Here is a 20,409-nt window from a genome sequence, read left to right as displayed (position 1 = left end):
CAGAACCAATCTGGAGAAGCGAAGCGTTCGCGTTTATCCCCGGATTTTCCCTTTGGGAAAAGGGAATCCAAAAAATCCGGGGATGACAGCGATCGAAAGATGGTTCTGACCGCGCAGTGGCCCAGGGTAAAGCTATTTATTCAGCTTATGACATCTAATCCAAAGGAGATGAACGGGATGAGCGAAACCAAAGACGCGGTGCTGGAACAGGAAGAACAGGTCGTTGAAGCCGGGGTACACCATTTTAGCAAAGAGGAAGAATGGGTCAAACCGGAAGATCCGCTGCTGCTTGAACGGCTGGAGTGGTTCAAGGACCAGAAGCTGGGGCTGATGATGCACTGGGGTCCCTATTCCCAGCTTGGACTCGTGGAGTCCTGGGCACTGAGCGATGAGGATGGCGATTGGTCGCGCGATGACATCGACTGGACGGACGACATGGAGCATTTCAAGCGAGAGTATTTCGATCTGAACAAAACCTTTAATCCGATCCGCTTCCAACCCGAAGAATGGGCACAGATGGCAGCAGACAATGGCTTCAAATATTTCCTGTTCACGACGAAGCACCACGACGGTTTCTGCATGTGGGACACCCATACGACCGATTATCGGATCACGGGCAAGGATACTCCTTTTCATACTCATAAATATGCGGACATCTGTAGAGTACTCTTTGACGCATTCCGGGCCAAAGGGCTGGGGATCTCGGCGTATTTCTCCAAAGCGGACTGGCATACCCCGTATTATTGGGCACCGGGAATGGAGCGCGGAAGCCACATGTGGCGCGGACCATCGTACGATCCCCACAAGTATCCGTGGCTGTGGGAGAAATTCGTGGAGTTCACACATGAACAGATCATGGAGCTGTTGACGAATTACGGGCGGATCGAATGTCTGTGGCTGGATGCCGGTTGGGTGCGAGAGGGTCGCTACGGCCAGGATATCCGGCTGGGAGAAGTTGTGGAGCGGGCTCGTCAGACAACCCAGCCATGGCTTCTATCAGCAGACCGCACGGTGGGTGGACCATATGAGAATATTGTTACCCCTGAGCAGACCATCCCGGAACACCCGATGAATATCCCTTGGGAGAGCTGCATTACGGTAGGTAATTCCTTCGCCTTCGGATTTGATGACCAGTATAAATCGGGGAGACAGCTGGCGCATATTTTGCTGGAAGTAGTGTCCAAGGGCGGGAACCTGGCGCTGAATGTTGGACCGCAGCCGGATGGTCGTCTTCCCAAAGGGGCAGTGAGGGGCATCAAGGCACTTGGTGAATGGCTCAACACCCACGGTGAAGGAATCTATGGAACCCGGATCTGCGGACCTTATTTTACGAAGGATTGGGCCTTTACGCAGAAGCAAGAGATCAACACGGTGTACGCCTTCCGTTTATACAGAAACGAGAACGAAGCAGTAGAAGCACAAGTCATCATCCCTTATATGGAGAAAGTAGAGCGAGTCGAACTCATTGGCACCAATGACGCAATTTCGTATCAACAGACGGAAAATGGACTTGTTGTTGATCTGCCACCATCGGCTGTTTCTGGGGCAGCACCGATCACGCATACGTTCAAATTGTTAACACGTGGGTAGATGGCATGTGAATTCCGGGGGAGCAATCAGGGCCTCCGGGATTTTTGTATTTAAGCATATGGAGGTGGAATTCCTGATAATAAAGGCGCAAAAATGCTTGTGCCGCAAGGGTTTATGGAATATGGAGAGGTGGGAGAAAATTACGAATTGATCAAAAAACAAGGTTCCATGTACTATCGAATTAAGAAAGCGCTACCTGATACTATTACTAACACAGTTAGCGCAAAAACATCAAATGGATCGAAAAATAGGATGTTTAAGTGAAATGAATGTAATGTATTATTACACTTGAGGTGTAGAAGGAGTGACGCAAATGAGTCGAGCTACGGAAAGCATACCCGCCAGCCTGGAACTCCAGCAAAGGAATCAGGTGGAGCCCAAAAGGCAGCATCCATTCATCAAAAGCCTCAAGAAGCATTGGGAGCTCTATCTGCTCGTTCTGCCTCCCGTGTTGTATCTGTTGATCTTCAAGTACATCCCCATGGTTGGGGTCCAGATCGCCTTTAAGGATTTTAGTGTAGTCAAAGGAATCTGGGGAAGCCCTTGGGTCGGATTCAAACACTTCGAAGCATTCTTTGAATCCCCCAACTTCTGGCTCCTGATCAAAAATACGATCGGCATCAGCTTCTACTCCCTGATCGCCGGATTCCCCATTCCGATCCTGCTTGCGCTGGCGCTGAATGAAATCCGAACGGGTTACTTTAAGAAGACCGTCCAGATGGTCACTTACGCTCCGCATTTTATCTCCACGGTTGTGATGGTATCCATTATTATTCTGATGCTGTCCCCGCATGTGGGCGTGGTAGACAAGCTGTTCACGCTGCTCGGCTTCCCGATGACCAACTTCATGGGCATTCCGGAATACTTCAAATCGATCTATGTCTGGTCCGGTGTATGGCAGGGTATGGGATATTCATCCATCATATACATCGCCGCTCTTGCTGGTGTTGATCCATCGCTGTATGAGGCAGCAAAGATGGACGGGGCTTCAAGGCTTCGAAAAATATGGCATATCGACCTTCCAACACTCGTTCCAGTCACCGTTATCATGCTGATTCTGAGTTTGGGCAGCATTATGGGTGTCGGCTTTGAAAAAATATATCTGATGCAGAATCCGCTCAACACAAGCGCATCGGAGGTCATCTCCACGTATGTGTACAAGGTTGGTCTGATCGGTGCAAATTTCAGCTTCTCCTCGGCAGTAGGGTTGTTCAACTCCATTATCAATCTGATCCTGCTGATCATCGTCAACGGCATTTCCCGCAAAGTATCCCAGAACAGCTTGTGGTAAAGGAGGAGCTCATCCATGTTCAACCTGTTTAATCGCAACCGGATCAAGGATCCGCTCGGTGACCGCATCTTCATGGCACTCAACTATATCTTTCTGTTTGCCATACTGTTAACGGTATTTTACCCCCTCTTGTATATCATCAGTTCTTCATTCAGCTCTTCACGAGCCGTTACATCTGGTCAGGTGTGGCTGTTCCCGGTGGACTTTAACATCAAGGCGTACATCTCCATTTTTAAAAGCCAGCAGCTCATGCTCGGTTTCTACAACACGATCATCTACACCGTGGTCGGCACATTCATTAACGTGGCCCTGACCGTCATGCTGGCTTATCCCTTGTCACGCAAGTCGTTCTATGGACGAGGAGCGATTATCATTTTCATGATGATTACGATGTTCTTCGATGGCGGTTTGATTCCAACCTACCTCCTGATGAAGGATCTGCACCTGCTCGATACACGCTGGGCGATGTGGCTGCCAGGGGCGCTCGCGGTGTTCCAGGTCATCGTAGCGAGAACCTTCTTCCAGTCTTCCATCCCGGAAGAGCTCGGAGAGGCGGCGGAAATGGACGGCTGCCGAGATATCCGGTATCTGATCAGTGTCGTTCTTCCGTTGTCGAAGCCCATCCTGGCTGTTATGACACTCATGTATGCCGTAGGTCACTGGAATGCGTATTTTGATGCTCTGATCTATCTGCGTTCCGAAAAGCTGTTCCCGCTGCAATACGTTCTGCGCAATCTGCTCATCCTGAATGCTGCTGATCCGGCGATGCTCGCCAATACCAGTCAACAGATGCGGGATCAGGGCTTCGAGCAGGTATTGAAATATGCACTTATCGTTGTCGCAAGTATTCCAATTTTGATCATGTATCCGTTTGTACAGAAGCATTTTGTCAAAGGGGTCATGGTTGGTTCCCTCAAGGGATAGTTCACAGAAATGATGCCCGGCTGGCCTCTTGAAAGGAGGTGGAAGGAACACGCCGGCTTCCGGGATCGGTTTTATACAAGTGCAGTAAACGAGTTGTATGCCGTTTTGAACAAAAAGGAGGAGTCAGATTGAGAAAATCTTGGATTTCGATGTTGTTTCTGGTCTTTGCTTCAATGGCTTTGTTGTCCGCATGCGGTTCATCCGAAGAATCGGGTGCAAGTAGCGACGGTAGCGGCGAGAGCGGTGGCCCTGTAACGATGACTTTCTTTGCCCCGCAAGGCAAAGCGTCCATGGAAGAGAATGAGTTCACCCAATTTATCGAAGACAAGTTCGACGTTACCCTGAAATGGGATCTGGCCCCGACAGACGCATTGCAGGACCGCAGACAATTGCTGCTCGCCAGTGGTGATTATCCCGAAGTGTTCCTTCACGGCAAGTTCACCACCTCAGATCTTCAGAACTATGGAAAACAAGGCGTGTTCCTTCCACTGCAGGATCTGATTAAGGAATATGGCCCGAATCTGACCAAGATCATGGAAGAGAAGCCATATTTCAAAGAGGCCATTACAGCTCCGGACGGCAACATCTATGCCCTGCCGATTTTCAACGAATGTTACCACTGTACGTACGCACAGAAATACTGGATCAACACGGAATGGCTCGATAACCTAGGCCTGAAAATGCCAACAACGACGGATGAACTGTACACGGTGTTGAAGGCGTTCAAGGAGCAGGACCCCAACGGTAACGGCAAGGCTGATGAGATTCCTCTCACTGGCGCGCCGAACAAGTACGTATGGAACGGCAACATTGATGCCTACCTGATGAACAGCTTTATTTACAACGATAACGATAAGTACCTGATCGTGAACGATGGCAAGGTTGATTTTGCAGCAAACAAGGATGAGTGGAGAAAAGGGCTGGAGTACATGAACAAGCTGTATGCGGAAGGCCTGATTGATCCGGCTTCCTTCACGCAAAACGATCAGGCGATCGGACAGCTGGGGAATAAGGAAGGCGACGAAGTGGTCGGCTCCATTACGACAGCACTGGTCAGCTATCTCGTGAACACCTATGACAAAGATATTACACGTCACCAGCATTGGGAGATCGTTCCCCCATTGAAAGGACCGGATGGCGTACAGACAACAGGTGCTACACAGAGCGTAGGGGAGTTTGAGTTTGCCATCACGAATAAAGCAACAGAAGCACAGCAGATTGCGGCGATCAAAATTGTGGATTACATGTTCAGTGAAGAAGGTGCCCTGTACGCGGAATATGGCCCGACCGAAGGCAAAGGGTGGAAGAAGGCTGATGCAGATGAGAAAAACATTAATGGTGAGCCTGCCAAGTACAGCTACTACAACCTGCCTGAACGTGACCCGAACGTTGTCGTTAATGAAAGCTGGTCGCAGATCGGAGCACATGACTTGTCCAATACGTTCCGTAACCTGTTTGCCGAAGGTCAAAATCCATTAGAGGCAGAAGGCTATGGTACAAGACTGGCTCAAGCGACCAATGTGTATGAACCATATGCACCAAAAGAAGTATATCCGGCAAATGTATTTATTCGTCCGGAGGATACCGAATCGGCAGCACAACTTACCACGGCCATCAAGGATTATGTGCAGACCAATATGGCACAGTTCATTATCGGCAGCAAAAGCATCGATAAGGAATGGGATTCATATGTCAAAGGCTTCGATGGACTGGGACTCAGCAATTACCTTGAGATCTACCAGCGTGCAATTGAGAAGGATCAATAATAGTTGAGGAATTCAAAATCGAGACTGTCCCGAAGTCACCCGTGACCGGGACAGTTTTATCCTTTGACAACCCCACTTCCTCCGATATAATACGGATTATTTATAGGTAGTTAACGACCAGAGCGAGTGGTTGTCGTCACATGTATAAACAGTGGTGGGGGGACCTTGGGGATGAACAACAATTGGTTTAGACGTTTGCTGCTTTCGTATCTGCCTGTGTTCTTTATTGTGACTACGATTCTATTTATTATCTTCTTCCAGATTTTCAATGAACAGAACCGCAAGGAAGCGCTAAAGGCCAATGAATTTCTGGCTTCACAAGTGACGCAGTATTTGGATAATTCCCTGCGCTCGATCGATTTCAAGGTGCTGCGCGAGATTTTGACCAATCCGAATCTGAAAAATTATTACGCGGTAACCGGAAGTGATGATGTCTATGCCGGCATTCAGGCAGTTCAGGTTATCGACGAATTGAAAATAGAATATCCGCTGATCGACTCTATTTATATGGTCCGTTACAGGGATGACAAGGTATTCAGCAATGGCAAGCCCGTGCCCATCGAGGAGTTCCCGGATGCGGCATTTATAGAAGACAGCCGGGCTGCAGAAACGCAGAAATGGGTCGGCGGAAGAACCTTCAGGGCCTTTCCCACAGAGGAAGGGAAACAGGTCATTACACTGATCCGCGGAGTCGGCAATGGGAGTGGCCTGATTGTGGTGAATGTTGATCTGCAGACGCTGCAGAAGTCCATTATGCAGATGTATGATCCGGAGTTCACCTTCGTCAACATATTCAACCGGTCGGGCGGCAATCTGTGGGACAGCGGTGTGACAGAGGAGCATGCAGCCAAAGCCTCTTCCGGCGAAGTTTTCTCTGAGTTTACTTCAAGCTATAGCGGTTGGAAGGTACAAACGGGACTGAACAACGGCAAAGTCATCAAATTTGCCCTGAAATTCTACAATATTTGGTTTGTGTTTGCCGTGGCTGTTGTTCTGATTGGTGTGGTGTGGGTGATCTATGTAACTCGCAGGAATTACAAGCCGATTCAGCAGATCGTCACGTTAATTGAGACGGTTGCTTCACAGAAACAGCCAGGCATGGGCCATTCCAAGGAGAACGAATTCCGATTTATCCAGGCCACGCTGGAACAAATGATTGACCAGACGAAGCAGTATCAGGAGGAGTATGAAGAGAATCTGATCTTGAAGAAGAAATACTTCTTTCAGGAACTGCTGGAGGGAACGAAGGAGTTTACCGCCGATGAACTCTCTGCTGAGATGAACAGGTTTAGCCTGCCGCAATTGGATGACAGATGGACCGTAATGGTCGTTGAGATCGACCGCTATTCCCGCTTTATTGAAGAATATCACGTGCAGGACCAGTCCCTTCTGAAATTTGTATTGTCCAGCATTCTGCAGGAGAGCGCCCGCAAGGAAGATACGGAGGTATGGGCTGAGTGGATCTCGGACCATCGCCTGTATGCCATCTTATGGTTGCCGGACACACCGCAGCCGGAAGAGAGTGAACGCAGACTGTTGGAAGGCTATCTGGATCAGGTCGAGCAGTATCTGAACTTCACGGTAACCATTGGAATTGGACGGGTGGCTGTTGATCTGCGTGGTCTCAGAGCATCCTTCAAGGAAGCGGTCCATGCGCTCGATTACAAAGCGGTACTGGGTGTGAACCGGATTATTCCGTATGGTGATGTACCAGGCTCAACCAATGATGTGTATGAGTTCTTGAAGACCATATCGCTGTTGGTGCAGGCCATGCGGCTGTCTGATGACGATTGGGGTAAGCATTTTGACAAACTGTTTAAGCAGATTCATGCCTCGATGCTATCCCGTCAGGAAATTATGAACACGATCCAGCTGCTGTTCCAGCATGTGAACCGGGAATTCGCAGAGCTGCCTCGTGAGTACCACGAGCTATGGGCGGAGGTCATGGGTCATCTGCTTCGAAATTTGGAGGATTGGGAAACGGCCGAAGATCTGCAGGAATTGTGCAAGGATGGCTTCCAGACACTTGCCGGACAGATGCAGGCGCTCCGTTGTTCCAAAAAACATCGGACGCATATTCTGGAGATTCGCAAGTATATCGAAGAGAACTATAACAATCCTGATCTATCTTTGAATTATTTGAGTGACCTGTTCGATATTAATCCGAAATATTTAAGCAAGCTTTTCAAGGATGAGATTGGTGAGAAATTTGTGGATTTGCTGATCAGTCAGCGGATTGAGAAGGCCAAACAGTTGATGCAGGAGACGGATAAGGCCATTCAGGAGATCAGTGAGGAAGTCGGATACACGAATTACAACTCATTCAACCGGGCCTTCAAAAATGTGGTAGGGGTCGCACCGAGCGATTACCGAAAAGCCATTTGATCGCAAGTGGAACACAAGCAGCAAGCCAAGCCAAATGCATAAGGAGAATGTGCACATGGATTATAGAGATGCTTCGTTACCGATCCCCGAGCGGGTACAGAATTTGCTTGAACAGATGACTACGGAAGAGAAAATGGGTCAGCTGATCCAGCCGATGGGCTGGAAGACATACCGGAAAGAGTCGGATGGCACCGTACAAGTGACCGAGGAATTCAAAGAAAATATTGCGCAAGGTGGCGTTGGTTCTCTATACGGCGTGCTTCGTGCCGACCCGTGGACCGAGGTAACACTGGAAACCGGGTTGACCCCGGGCCAGGGAGCGGCTGCCACCAATGAAATTCAGCGCTATGCGATTGAGAATTCGCGTCTGGGCATTCCCATTTTGTTCGGGGAGGAATGTTCGCATGGCCATATGGCGATCGGGGCAACGGTATTTCCGGTGCCGCTGACTGTAGGAAGCACGTGGAATACAGAATTGTACCGCAAGATGTGTGAGGCCATTGCGGTCGAGACTCGCAGCCAGGGCGGAGCAGCAACCTATTCGCCTGTGCTGGATGTGGTACGGGACCCAAGATGGGGACGGACCGAGGAGTGTTTTGCCGAAGACCCGTATCTGATTGGCGAGTTGGCTGTGGAAGCGATCAGGGGATTACAGGGAGACCGTCTCGATTCAGACCGGACCATTATGGCAACGCTGAAGCATTTTGCGGGATATGGAAGCTCGGAAGGAGGGCGTAATGCCGCTCCTGTGCATATGGGTCTGCGCGAGCTGCACGAGGTAGACCTGCTGCCTTTCAAAAAGGCAGTGGAAGCCGGTGCCTGTTCTGTAATGACAGCGTACAACGAGATTGATGGTGTACCGTGCACCTCCAGCACGTATCTGTTGAATGATCTCCTGCGTGATCAGTGGGGCTTTGAGGGGTTTGTCATCACCGACTTTGGTGCCATTCAGATGCTGGTTAGCGGACACAACACAGCGGAGAACGGGGAGCAGGCTGTAGCTCAGTCTCTTCAAGCGGGTGTGGACATGGAGATGTCCGGATTCATGTATCGTAAACATCTGGCGAAGGCACTGGAGCAGGGATTGATTCATCATCAGGATCTGGATACAGCGGTATGCCGGATTCTGGAGATGAAGTTTAGATTGGGGCTGTTCGAGCAGCCTTATGTCGACCCAGAATTCGCAGAGCGAGTAATTGGTTGCGAAGAGCATGTAGAGCTGGCAAGGAAGGCAGCCCAGGAAGGGATTGTTTTGCTCAAAAATGAGGAGAATCTCCTTCCGATCAGCAAGACGAATCCGAAGATCGCGGTACTTGGTCCGAACGCCAATCATACGTATAACCAGCTGGGAGACTACACCTCTCCACAACCGAGTGGACAGATCGTTACAGTGTTGGAAGGCATACGCCGCAAGGTTGGTGCTCAGGCAGAACAAATCCTGTACGCGCCCGGCTGCCGGATTAAAGGCGATTCCAAAGAGGGCTTTGCGCAAGCACTCGCTTGTGCTGAACAGGCTGACGTAATTGTGATGGTTATGGGTGGATCAAGCGCTCGCGACTTCGGGGAAGGCACAATTGATCTGCGGACGGGTGCATCGGTCGTAACGGATAATCCATGGAATGATATGGAATGTGGTGAAGGTATCGACCGTTCATCACTGAATCTGATGGGTGTGCAGCTGGAGTTGGTGCAGGAGGTATATAAGCTGGGCAAACCCGTGGTTGTTGTATATATAAATGGGCGACCTATTGCAGAACCGTGGATCGACGAGCATGTGCATGCCATTTTGGAGGCCTGGTACCCGGGGCAGGAGGGCGGCAATGCGGTGGCAGACATTCTGTTTGGAGATGTGAATCCGTCCGGGCGTCTGACGATCTCCATTCCCAAACATGTCGGACAGCTCCCCGTCGTTTACAATGCCAAACGTACGCGGGGGAAGAGATATTTGGAGATGGATCTGGAGCCGCAATATCCGTTTGGCTTCGGGCTCAGCTATACCGAATTCGAGTATGACCATGTGAGAGTTGTGCCTGAAATAATCGAACCGAATGGTGAGGCAGAGGTTCAGGTGGAGGTTACGAATACAGGTAAGGTAGCCGGAGCTGAGGTCGTGCAATTCTATATAACGGACGAAGCTGCTTCCGTCACTCGGCCGGAAATGTCACTTAAGGGATTTCGCAAGATCCATCTGGAGCCTGGACAGACTCAAACCGTTACTTTTACCGTAAATGCAGAGCACCTGGAACTCATGGACTCCCGCCATCAGTGGGTGGTTGAGCCAGGCAAGTTCCGTCTGAAGGTTGGCAGCAGCTCTAAAAAGTGGAAGGCATGCGATTTACAAGTGCAAAGTGGGGTGGGACCGGTATGATTCGGATAAGTCGATTTATAGAGGATATGTCACAGCAGCAATGGTTAGCGAAGCTGGAGCTGCCCGAATGGCAGATGCAGAGGGCCAGATATATACGGCCTGGAGAATACCAGATGGAGCAGGGAGAAGCCTCTGTCCAATCTGTGAATCCCCTTCATAGTATACACGGAACGACTTATTTTATGAGCAAGCTCATTGAAATCCCTAGCGATTGGGAGGATCATGCCATTGCTCTGACTTTTGAAGCGGGTGGTGAAGGGCTGCTGAAGGTGAACGGCAAGCCGTATCACGGACTGGATCGCAATCATTGGCTGGTCCCGCTTCCCCGAAGCCGGGTTGGGGCATCACCCCTGCTGGAGATTGAGCTGTATGATCCCATTCCGGAGCCGCATGATCCACTGAATCGCCAGGCGGTCATACAGCCGCCGATTCGGGGGATTCGTTCAGCCCTCGTACATATCAATCGTCCACTGCAAAGCCTCATGTATAGCGTAACGGTGCTTGCAGAATCGCTAAAGGCGCTGCCTGAAAAAGATCTGAAGCGTATCCGGCTGGTTCGGGCCATTCACCAAGTCATGGATGAGATGTACAACGAGCCGAAGCGGTGGGTTGAGCCAGCGTGGGTGCAGGGCTTCGAACAATCGCTTGCACATTCCGTACAGGAGCAGGATCCAGAAGAACAACGGGATGGATTCATGCATCTTGTGGGCCAGTCACATATTGATATCGCCTGGCTCTGGCCTGTACGGGAAACCGTGCGCAAGTCCAGCCGTACCTTCTCCACGATGTGTACCTTAATGGACGAACATCCGGGGTTCGTGTATTCACAGAGCCAGCCTCAGCTATACGCCTTCGTGAAGGAGCATTACCCAGATCTGTACGAACGGGTCAAGGCTCGCATTGCCGAGGGTCGATGGGAACTTGTCGGTGGTATGTGGGTAGAGCCGGACTTGAATATCCCGAGCGGCGAGTCCTTGGTACGACAGATTCTGTACGGACAGAACTTCTACCAGGAGGAGTTTGGCAAGCGCTCAAGCATCGAATGGCTGCCGGACACTTTTGGCTACTGTGCGTCCCTGCCGCAAATACTTCAGCTTGCGAATGTTCCCTATTTCATGACCACCAAGCTCAACTGGAATGACACCAATGTGTTTCCTTACGACCTGTTCGACTGGGTGGGCATAGATGGTACCTCAGTGCTGGCGTATCTCAATCACGGGGTGAATGAGCATACGCGTCCCAAGGATGTGGATGAACACTGGCAATCCTATAAACAGAAGGATCTGCATCCGGAGCAGATGCTGCTCTATGGACATGGAGACGGTGGGGGCGGGGTTACACATGAGATGGTTGAGTTCGCGGAGCGCGCCCAGTTCATGGTGGGTCAGCCAATTAGCACATTCAGCACGGCTCAGGCCTTTTTTGAAGAGATTTCAGCCAGCAATCCAGCGTTACCGAAATGGCATGGCGACCTGTATCTGGAACTGCATCGCGGAACATATACGACTCATGCGCGAAATAAACGCAGCAATCGCAAGGCTGAGGTGCTGTATCGGGATGCAGAAATCTGGGGGCAGTTTGCAGGGACTGAAGCAGAGCAGATCAAGAGCAACCTGGACGGCGGATGGAAACTGATGATGCTGAATCAGTTTCATGATATTATCCCTGGCACATCCATTCCGGAAGCTTACGTTACGTCTGCGGAAGAGTACACGAGGGTGTTTGAGCTGGGCACGTCAGCTCTGAATAATTCGCTCGGCAGCCTCGCAGAGCGCATTGCAACGGATGGATGGGAAGGCATACCGTATGTCATATTTAACAGTTTGGGCTGGGAGCGAGGAGAAGTGGTGACCCTTAGCGGGGGTGCTGAACTCAGCGGCATGGCAGCGTTTGACCAGAACGGTAATCGGTTGGATTGTGATCTGGTGGAAAAGGAAGACGTACGGACCCTGTCTGTCGTTATCCCATCCATCCCTGCGTTTGGTTACACGACGATATGGCTTCGCCCAGACAAGCATTCTGCTCCGGCTGCATGGATGGAGGACTCTTTCCCATCCAGTTGGGAGACCCCATTTTATATGGTTGAATTTAACGATATCGGTGAGATTTCCAGATGGTATGACAAATCTGTGGGCCGGGAGTGGTTGAAGCCAGGGGACAAGGCAAATGAGCTGCAATTTTTCCACGACAAGCCAACCTACTGGGATGCATGGGACATTGATCCGAGGTTCGAATCTCAGCCTGCAGGCAAGGTACAGCTAATCTCGAAGGAGATTGTACAGCAGGGTGCAGCCAAGGATGTACTGCGGTTTCGCTGGAAGTTGAATGAATCTGACATCAGCCAGGATATCGTATTTTATCGTCATCAGCGCCGGGTGGATTTCCAGACAAAAGTCAGCTGGAATGAGAGTCATAAGCTGCTCAAGGTAGCATTTCCGGTGGATCTGGTGGCTGCGAAAGCAACGTATGAAATCCCATTTGGTGCGCTGGAACGGCCGACACATAACAACACCAGTTGGGAACAGGCACAGTTTGAGGTCTGCGGGCATCGCTGGGCGGATGTCTCCGAGGGCAATAGCGGAGTAAGTCTGCTGAATGATTGCAAATATGGATACGACATCAAGGATCGGACAATTCGCCTGTCTCTGCTGCGTGCTCCGAAGTGGCCGGATGAACATGCCGATCAGGGCGAACATGAATTTACGTATTCAGTATTGCCCCACCAGGGCGATTGGCGGGAAGCTGGGGTTATACGTCAGGCGATGGAGCTGAATCATCCGGTTCAGGCCGTTGCCGCAGGCAGGCATGCGGGCGTCCTACCTGCGGAGCACGCCTGGATTGATTATCAGAGCAAGCATGTCATCCTGGATACGGTGAAGGCCTCGGAAGATGGTACGGGCACGATACTTCGTTTCTATGAATCGTCAGGTGGCCGGGAAACGGTACAGGCCCAGTGGAAAGACCGGAATGTAGAGGTAGCAATCGTTAACCTGTTGGAGGATGAAATTAATCCGCTTGCTTCTCAGAAAGGCGCATTCGAGCTGACATTTAGACCTTATGAGATCAAATCGGTGAAACTTAGTCCTGTTAATTAAGGATTAGCCGGGCATCGCCTGGACAGGCAGCTTGGAACCTACACGGTAAATGACGTAAAAGGATATAAAAAAGGTGTTGGATTGATATGTGACGGCGACTCATACTTTAGTTATGATGAGGAAGAGTCGAGGAAGATTCGCTTCTCTATCATGACGTTCATATCATCTGATTATCGGCTCAGACAGTATCCTGTTTTGAGAAAATACCAATTCACGGGAGGGCATGACATGACTTTAACGAACAAGATCGGTGTAATCGTGGATAGCTTCGGCGTAGGTGTGCGTGAAGGGTTGAATAAGGCCAAGGATGTGGGTGCTGAAGGGGTGCAAATCTATGCAGTCAAGGGAGAGATGGATCCGGAAAATCTGTCTCACGCGGCACGCAAGGAGCTAAAAAGCTATATTGATTCCCTGGGCCTTGAAATTTCAGCCCTGGTCGGCGACCTGGGCGGTCACGGATTTCAGGTGAAGGAAGATAACCTGTGGAAAGTCGAGAAGTCCAAGCGCATCGTGGATCTGGCACTTGATCTGGGTACCAATATTGTGACGACCCACATTGGCATTGTCCCGCATGACCCTGCCTCAGAGGTATATGCTACGCTGCACGCAGCATGCGAAGAGCTTGGTCAGTATGCAAAAAGTGCAGGGGCGTACTTTGCGATTGAGACAGGACCGGAGACGGCAGCTGATCTGAAGGGATTTCTCGATACCCTCTCAACGAACGGGGTTTCGGTCAATTTTGACCCGGCTAACATGGTGATGGTAACGGGTGATGACCCGGCTCAGGGTGTGCGTCTGCTGAAGGACTACATCGTACATACCCATGTGAAGGATGGCGTACGCCTGAAGGAAGTCGACCCAAGGGATGTATATGGTGCAGTGGGCTATGCGCCGATGGATCATGAGAAAATTGCCGAAATGGTATCCTCAGGAACCTTTTTCCGTGAGGTGCCGCTCGGAGAGGGTGGAGTGGATTTTAACAGCTATTTTGCTGCCCTACAGGAGATTGGTTATACAGGGTACCTGACGATTGAACGCGAAGTCGGCGATCAGCCTGAACAGGATATCCGCAAGGCGGTTGAATTTATCAAACAATACCGTTAGGGAGCTGAGAAGATGAAAGTGGGCCTGAGTACGTATAGCTTGTTGAACGACTTGAAGTCGGGCGAGATGACGGTTCTGGACGTAATCGACTGGATTGCGGCAAATGGCGGCGAGCATATGGAAATGGTCCCGTACGGCTACACGGTGGAAGATAACCCCGAGCTGGCTGATGCGATTCGGGAGCGTGCCGCTTCCGCAGGCATTGAGCTGTCCAATTATTCGATGCCAGCCAATTTTGTACAGGAGACGGAAGAGGCTTTTGAGGAAGAAATGGCCCGGGTCAAAAGGCATGTCGATGTCGTGCACCGAATGGGTGTCAAACATATGCGTCATGACGTGACGGCCTTTACCTTGCCGAAAGAAAACATGACCATTGCCTGGTTTGAGCAGCATCTGCCGCTCATGGTTCGGGGAAGCCAGATTATCGCGGACTATGCTGCACAGTTCGGCATTACAACGACGATTGAGAACCATGGGTTCAGTGTGCAGGCAAGCGATCGGGTGCAACGAGTGCTGCAGGCTGTAGACCGCCCCAATTTCAAAACAACGCTGGACATTGGCAACTTTATGTGTGTGGATGAACATCCGATAATCGGTGTCATGAAGAACTTGCCATACGCTTCTCTGGTGCATTTCAAGGACTTTTATTTCCGTCCATATGATGAACATCCGGGTGGTGGTGATTGGTTCACCACAACCCATGGCAATTTTCTGCGCGGAGCCATTGTGGGGCATGGAGATATCCCGATCCGGAAAATTGTGAAGCTGATCAAGGAATTCGGCTACGATGGCAACATCACGGTGGAATTCGAAGGCATGGAAGAGTGCAAGTCCGCCTCCCGAATTGCGATGAATAACCTGCGCCGATTTTGGGAAGAAGCATAAGGCAATCATTCGGTTTTATATTTCGGGCCACTTTATTTTAAGTGGCTTTTTTGGTTTTTTTTACACGATTGTATTCGTGCAGACCGATCTGCGAGTGTCCTCTCAGTAAGCTAACATATATTGGTTCTGTGCGAGGATCAAGTGACGAGGATCACAAGTGTGGTATACTGAATCTATTCAGCCTGGAAATATACTGGCTATGGATAGGAGAGATCGCTGATCTATGCAGGTATTTGAGGACTGGAATCAGAAAGTGAAGAAGACATTTAACGCCACCAACCCCGAGGTTGTTTTGACCGTTTCTGAAGCAGGCACGTTGCTTGGTTTATCGAAAGATCAAATGAAACTGTACGTGGACAAAAACAAGTTAACCAAGGTGCCAATTATGCGAAGCGTGCATCGGTATTTGCTGCTAGAGAGCGAGATTGCCGACATCGTCAAGAAGAACAAATCCATATAGTCCTTACATCAGCCATCTTACCGACAGGAGTTCGGGAGGTGGTTGTTTTTCTTTATACCGGCGGAGGGGCTTCACCAGATTCGTCCTTCTTGTATTCTGCTGATGATCTGTAAGCGCTTGTATCGGAAATATTGATTGTGCTGACCCATTATATCAGAAGAGTCCGGGGATAAGATCTGACCGGAAAGGGTATTGCTTTAAAGAAGGAAATACCTGCTTGTCAAAGGAGAACCTGTCCTATATACTCATGTCGCAAGCGGCAGGAATGGTTATCAAAACATGAGCTTAAGGAGATGAAGAACGCATGGCGATTAGTTTGAATGTGTATCTTGTAACGGATGGAAACGGTAAGGAAGCAGTCGCGTTCTACAAAGAGGTTTTTAACGCGGAAGTGTTGGCAATTCAGACATTCGGTGAAGGTCCATCAAGTCCGGATCATCCGATTCCGCCAGAAGCCATGGATCGCATCATGCATGCTTCTCTGCAGATCGGGGGCTCTGTGCTCATGTTGTCGGATACGTTCCCGGGCATGCCTCATGTCATTGGTAACAACATCAGTGTTACTGTGAATACGGATACCCCAGATGAAGCCAAGCACATTTTCAACAAACTCGAAGATGGCGGAGAGGTGAAAATGCCAATCCAGGAGACATTCTGGAGCCCGGCATACGGCATGGTTACGGACAAGTACGGCGTTCAGTTCCAAATTAGCTGTACACCTGGCCAAGCCTAGCTATTTGTCTTCGACTCTATCCTTAAAAAGCAAAGACCTCCATTGCCTGATTTTATCACGCGAGCTGGAGGTCTTTTTGGCTTAGACTTGCTTTTGAATCTTGGAAGGATTGTTGATCTTATAGGGCACCGGATTTCGAGTGAGCTTCTTCTTAATAATCTTTGCTTCAAAAGTAAGGACATCCCCGACTTCAAGCTCCAGCTTTTTCATCGTGGCACTATGGCTGGACCAGGCTTCACCAAGTTCAACGTGATCAGGCTCGGTGATGGCTACTCCTTCATAAACGATAACTTCATCATCATTGTCGGAGAAATGGTTCGGAACCGTTGTAAATTCCTTGACGACTGCCGTCATCTTCACTTTGCCTTCAGGCAGGTCAATCTTGATCGATTTCGCTTTGCTTGCCGTCTTCGCCTTCGGTTTCGCTTCACTGCTTGTCCCGCCTTGTGGGCCAACATATTCCTCTACGAGTCCATCCGGGTCACCTTTTAGTCCGGAATGGCTTTCCCCGGCATCGATGTCCATGTCATTTAGATCAGATGGAATACCGTCTGAATCAGATGTGGTACCCACGTCGACTGAAGCAGTAGCATGAGCGTTGTCCTCTGTCCGGGAACCGTTCAATGGCTCACTCGCCTTATCTTGTTCTGCTGCCGTCACGGGTCTTACATTGTAGCTCGACGCTTGCATCTCTTTCAGATAAGAGGGATGAATGCAGTGTTTCTGTTCATTATCCAGTTGGATGACGGCTGCCATATGATCCACATAACCAATGATGGTACAGGGTGTGTTCAGTCCGTTTCCTTTATAGTAGAACGTTTTGAGCTTGGTTGCTTTACCCGAAAGCAGGCCCCACTCCTGGCACTTTTCAATGAGTTCCTCATCGTTGTCCAGGGGAATGTATTGCTGGGGCTCTATCATAAATGCATATGTCATTTCGTGATTCCGCCTTTCCATTTGTTTCTCCATTCATCGTTTCCAATTTACAATCAGTGTATCACAAGTATATACCCGGAGATGCATTTTATAAAAGTCGACCAAAGGCATGCCTATGGTATAATTTGAGAAGAATACAGGACAGAAAATTGTTATCGAACCTTATTATACATATCCTTTGAAAGGATGATCACCATGGAGAAAAAAGTGAATCCTCAAGCACTATGGCTTGGGCTAGGCCTGGCACTCGGAGTGAGTATTGGTACGGCAACGGATCAGCTCGCCCTCGGCATTGCTTTTGGCGTGGCCCTTGGCGTCGTGATTGGATCGGTGGTAAGCAAACGGGCGATTGCTGGAACGGAAGATATGTTGAATGAACATGTCCGTGAACTCCGTAGACAGGAGGACTGGGAAGAGGCACTTCAATCTTCGGAGGATCATCCCGTACTCATCCTGAAGCACAGCACCACCTGCCCGATCAGCGCGAGAGCGTACCGCGAGTTTATGGCATTTGTAGGTTCTAATGCGTCCGATCCCAAACAGCAGATGGACTATCGTATTGTCAAAGTCATCGAGAGTCGCCCGCTCTCCCGCCGGATTGCGGAGGAAACAGAGGTACATCATGAATCACCACAGGTGCTGCTCCTGGATCAAGGGCAGGTCATCAAGCACACATCCCACGGCAAAATCACGAAAAAGAGACTGCTGCAATGGGCACAGAATCCGTTTGGATAAAGATCAAATCACCGATAGACCCGTTTTCTTTCAGCCATTGGCGAAGGAACGGGTCTATTTTTACGTTTTTTTTACACCCTGGCAGGGATTTCTTTACCCCCTTTTTACAGCGTTCAGGTATAAGATTTTACACGTAGCAGGTTGAAAGAACGGTAGAGAGAGGGAGGAAGGGCATATGGTCAATGATGCTGCGATGATCGGATTGGTTGTGCTGCTGTTCGTGGTGTTCTGGGGTTTCATTAAGTTCTGCGAGAGAGCCTAGGGCTATAGCCAGAGAGGGGAAGGTGCATATGACCGTTATAGGAATAATTGTGCTGGCATTGATGGTCTATCTGGGCTATGTGCTCGTGAAGCCGGAGAAATTCTGAATCATTCGGATCGCAGATTAGGGAGGAACTATGAATATGGGTAGCGGTTTATTACAAGTGGCGGTCACGCTGTTGATCATCATCCTGCTGGTGAAACCGGTGGGTAGTTATCTGGTCAAGGTATTCGATGGCAAGCGGACAGGACTGGACAGGATCTTCGGTGGACCTGAACGACTGCTCTATCGATTAATGGGGGTTCGGGAGAATGAGTCGATGGGCTGGAAAAAGTACCTTTCAGCCGTGCTCATTTCCAACTTTATCATGTTGATTTTGATGTTTCTGGTGCTGCGGCTGCAGCAGTTTCTGCCGCTCAACCCGGATGGCATCAGCAACATGCCTGCAGCGCAGGCGTTTAATACAGCAGCATCCTTCATGACCAACACCAACTGGCAGTCGTATACGGGCGAGAATGCCCTGTCATATCTGTCACAGATGCTGGCCGTGACGTTCCCGATGTTTACATCGGCGGCAACAGGCTTCGCTGTAGCGATTGCATTCATCCGCGGACTGGTTGGCCGGAGGGATGAACTGGGGAACTTCTATGTCGACCTGGTGCGGTCGATAACAAGAATCTTTTTGCCGCTGAGCTTCATCGTGGCCTTATTCCTGGTCTTTCAGGGTGTGCCACAGACGCTGGCAGGGGCGGTGAACGCGACCACGCTGGAAGGCGGAGAGCAGACGATCACCCGCGGATTGGTTGCTTCACTCGAGTCGATTAAACACATGGGTACGAATGGCGGCGGCTGGTTTGGAACCAATGCGGCCCATCCATTCGAGAATCCAACCGCACTGGCGAATTTGGTCCACATTGTCTGCATGATGCTGCTGCCCACGGCATTGGTGTATGCCTTCGGCCTGATGGTAAACAACCGGAAGCAAGGCTGGGCATTGTTTGCAGCGATGAGCTTTCTGTTCCTCGTGATGCTCACGACTGTTTTTGTATCGGAGTATCGCGGTGTACCTGCGCTGGATGCCGCCGGCATTCAAGGAAATATGGAGGGGAAAGAGGTCAGGTTTGGTATAGCCGAATCGGCGTTATTTACGGCAGTGACCACAGCTGCGACAACGGGATCCGTCAACAATATGCATGAGTCGCTCACGCCGCTCGGCGGAATGGTGGCACTTGCCGAAATGATGCTCAATAACGTTTTTGGCGGTAAAGGGGTAGGCCTGCTTAACGGATTGCTGTACGTCATTCTGGCCGTGTTTATCTCCGGATTGATGGTAGGACGGACACCTGAATTTCTGGGCAAAAAAATTGAAGGGAAAGAAGTAAAGCTCGCATCCATTGCGCTGCTGATTCATCCCTTGATTATTCTGGCTCCTACTGCGCTGGCGCTTATGCGGCCCGAAGCGGTCGCCTCGATTTCGAATTCAGGCATGCATGGCCTGACCGAAGTGCTCTATGCTTTTGCATCGGGTGCTGCCAATAATGGGTCCGCTTTTTCCGGACTGAACGCCAATACGGACTTTTACAATATCGCCATTGGTGTGGTGATGCTTCTGGGAAGGTACATCTCCATGATTGCCATGCTCGCGATTGCAGGATCCCTGGCAACGAAACGAGTGGTTCCGGTAACAACGGGTACACTTCGCACGCATACCCCTTTATTTGCAGGGATTCTGGTGATGATGATTGTGGTTGTCGGAGCGCTCACCTTCTTCCCATCCCTGGCGCTTGGGCCGATCGCTGAGCATTTGGCGATGCTCCAGTAACGGACGGACAGTCTATGGATTGGCACACGGGAAGTACAGCAAGGACGTTAAAC

15 protein-coding genes are annotated in these 20,409 nt (G+C 50.2%); 14 read left to right on the top strand and 1 reads right to left on the bottom strand.

Annotation, left to right across the window (positions count from 1 at the left end; genetic code table 11):
* Positions 1–177 precede the first annotated feature (177 nt).
* The 11 genes from CHH60_RS26920 (at position 178) to CHH60_RS26870 (ending at position 16,601) form a co-directional block, all read left to right on the top strand.
* Positions 178–1,590: an alpha-L-fucosidase gene (locus CHH60_RS26920; protein WP_095361998.1), complete on the top strand. Its 1,413-nt coding sequence runs from the start codon at positions 178–180 to the stop codon at positions 1,588–1,590.
* A gap of 313 nt (positions 1,591–1,903) precedes the next feature.
* Complete coding sequence (locus CHH60_RS26915; protein ID WP_095361997.1) at positions 1,904–2,881, top strand: ABC transporter permease; 978 nt, start codon at positions 1,904–1,906, stop codon at positions 2,879–2,881.
* 15 nt (positions 2,882–2,896) lie between these two features.
* Positions 2,897–3,805: a carbohydrate ABC transporter permease gene (locus CHH60_RS26910; RefSeq protein WP_095361996.1), complete on the top strand. Its 909-nt coding sequence runs from the start codon at positions 2,897–2,899 to the stop codon at positions 3,803–3,805.
* A 128-nt stretch (positions 3,806–3,933) separates the two neighbouring features.
* On the top strand, positions 3,934–5,571 hold the full coding sequence (locus tag CHH60_RS26905) for an extracellular solute-binding protein (protein WP_095361995.1): 1,638 nt from the start codon (positions 3,934–3,936) through the stop codon (positions 5,569–5,571).
* 171 nt (positions 5,572–5,742) lie between these two features.
* Positions 5,743–7,956: a helix-turn-helix domain-containing protein gene (locus CHH60_RS26900; RefSeq protein WP_095361994.1), complete on the top strand. Its 2,214-nt coding sequence runs from the start codon at positions 5,743–5,745 to the stop codon at positions 7,954–7,956.
* A 55-nt stretch (positions 7,957–8,011) separates the two neighbouring features.
* Positions 8,012–10,324 carry a glycoside hydrolase family 3 N-terminal domain-containing protein gene (locus CHH60_RS26895; protein WP_095361993.1) on the top strand — a complete coding sequence of 771 codons (2,313 nt, stop codon included), beginning with the start codon at positions 8,012–8,014 and terminating at the stop codon, positions 10,322–10,324.
* Positions 10,321–13,419 carry an alpha-mannosidase gene (locus tag CHH60_RS26890; RefSeq protein WP_095361992.1) on the top strand — a complete coding sequence of 1,033 codons (3,099 nt, stop codon included), beginning with the start codon at positions 10,321–10,323 and terminating at the stop codon, positions 13,417–13,419. Before CHH60_RS26895 ends, CHH60_RS26890 begins: the two co-directional genes overlap by 4 nt.
* 228 nt (positions 13,420–13,647) lie before the next feature.
* Positions 13,648–14,523: a sugar phosphate isomerase/epimerase family protein gene (locus tag CHH60_RS26885; RefSeq protein WP_095361991.1), complete on the top strand. Its 876-nt coding sequence runs from the start codon at positions 13,648–13,650 to the stop codon at positions 14,521–14,523.
* Positions 14,524–14,535: 12 nt separating this feature from the next.
* The gene (locus tag CHH60_RS26880) at positions 14,536–15,408 is read left to right on the top strand and encodes a sugar phosphate isomerase/epimerase family protein (protein ID WP_095361990.1); all 873 of its coding nucleotides are present in this window, start codon (positions 14,536–14,538) and stop codon (positions 15,406–15,408) included.
* 223 nt (positions 15,409–15,631) lie between these two features.
* A complete protein-coding gene (locus CHH60_RS26875) occupies positions 15,632–15,868 on the top strand; it encodes a DNA-binding protein (protein WP_095293111.1) in 237 nt (78 codons plus the stop codon).
* Positions 15,869–16,172: 304 nt separating this feature from the next.
* The gene (locus CHH60_RS26870) at positions 16,173–16,601 is read left to right on the top strand and encodes a VOC family protein (protein ID WP_095361989.1); all 429 of its coding nucleotides are present in this window, start codon (positions 16,173–16,175) and stop codon (positions 16,599–16,601) included.
* A gap of 81 nt (positions 16,602–16,682) precedes the next feature.
* Here CHH60_RS26870 and CHH60_RS26865 read toward each other — a convergent pair whose 3' ends face one another.
* A complete protein-coding gene (locus tag CHH60_RS26865) occupies positions 16,683–17,537 on the bottom strand; it encodes a hypothetical protein (RefSeq protein ID WP_095361988.1) in 855 nt (284 codons plus the stop codon).
* A 195-nt stretch (positions 17,538–17,732) separates the two neighbouring features.
* Here CHH60_RS26865 and ytxJ point away from each other — a divergent pair, with 195 nt between their 5' ends.
* The 3 genes from ytxJ (at position 17,733) to kdpA (ending at position 20,356) form a co-directional block, all read left to right on the top strand.
* A complete protein-coding gene (ytxJ, locus tag CHH60_RS26860) occupies positions 17,733–18,272 on the top strand; it encodes a bacillithiol system redox-active protein YtxJ (protein ID WP_255248102.1) in 540 nt (179 codons plus the stop codon).
* A gap of 290 nt (positions 18,273–18,562) precedes the next feature.
* Complete coding sequence (locus CHH60_RS30585; protein ID WP_141236996.1) at positions 18,563–18,640, top strand: potassium-transporting ATPase subunit F; 78 nt, start codon at positions 18,563–18,565, stop codon at positions 18,638–18,640.
* Between the two features lie 36 nt (positions 18,641–18,676).
* A complete protein-coding gene (kdpA, locus tag CHH60_RS26850; protein WP_095361986.1) occupies positions 18,677–20,356 on the top strand; it encodes a potassium-transporting ATPase subunit KdpA in 1,680 nt (559 codons plus the stop codon).
* The last annotated feature ends 53 nt before the right edge of the window (positions 20,357–20,409 follow it).

Source organism: Paenibacillus sp. 7523-1, from assembly GCF_002276415.1.
Lineage (GTDB): Bacteria > Bacillota > Bacilli > Paenibacillales > Paenibacillaceae > Paenibacillus > Paenibacillus illinoisensis_A.
Note: the sequence above shows the minus strand (reverse complement) of the source record. Positions and strands in the feature narration are given on the sequence as shown.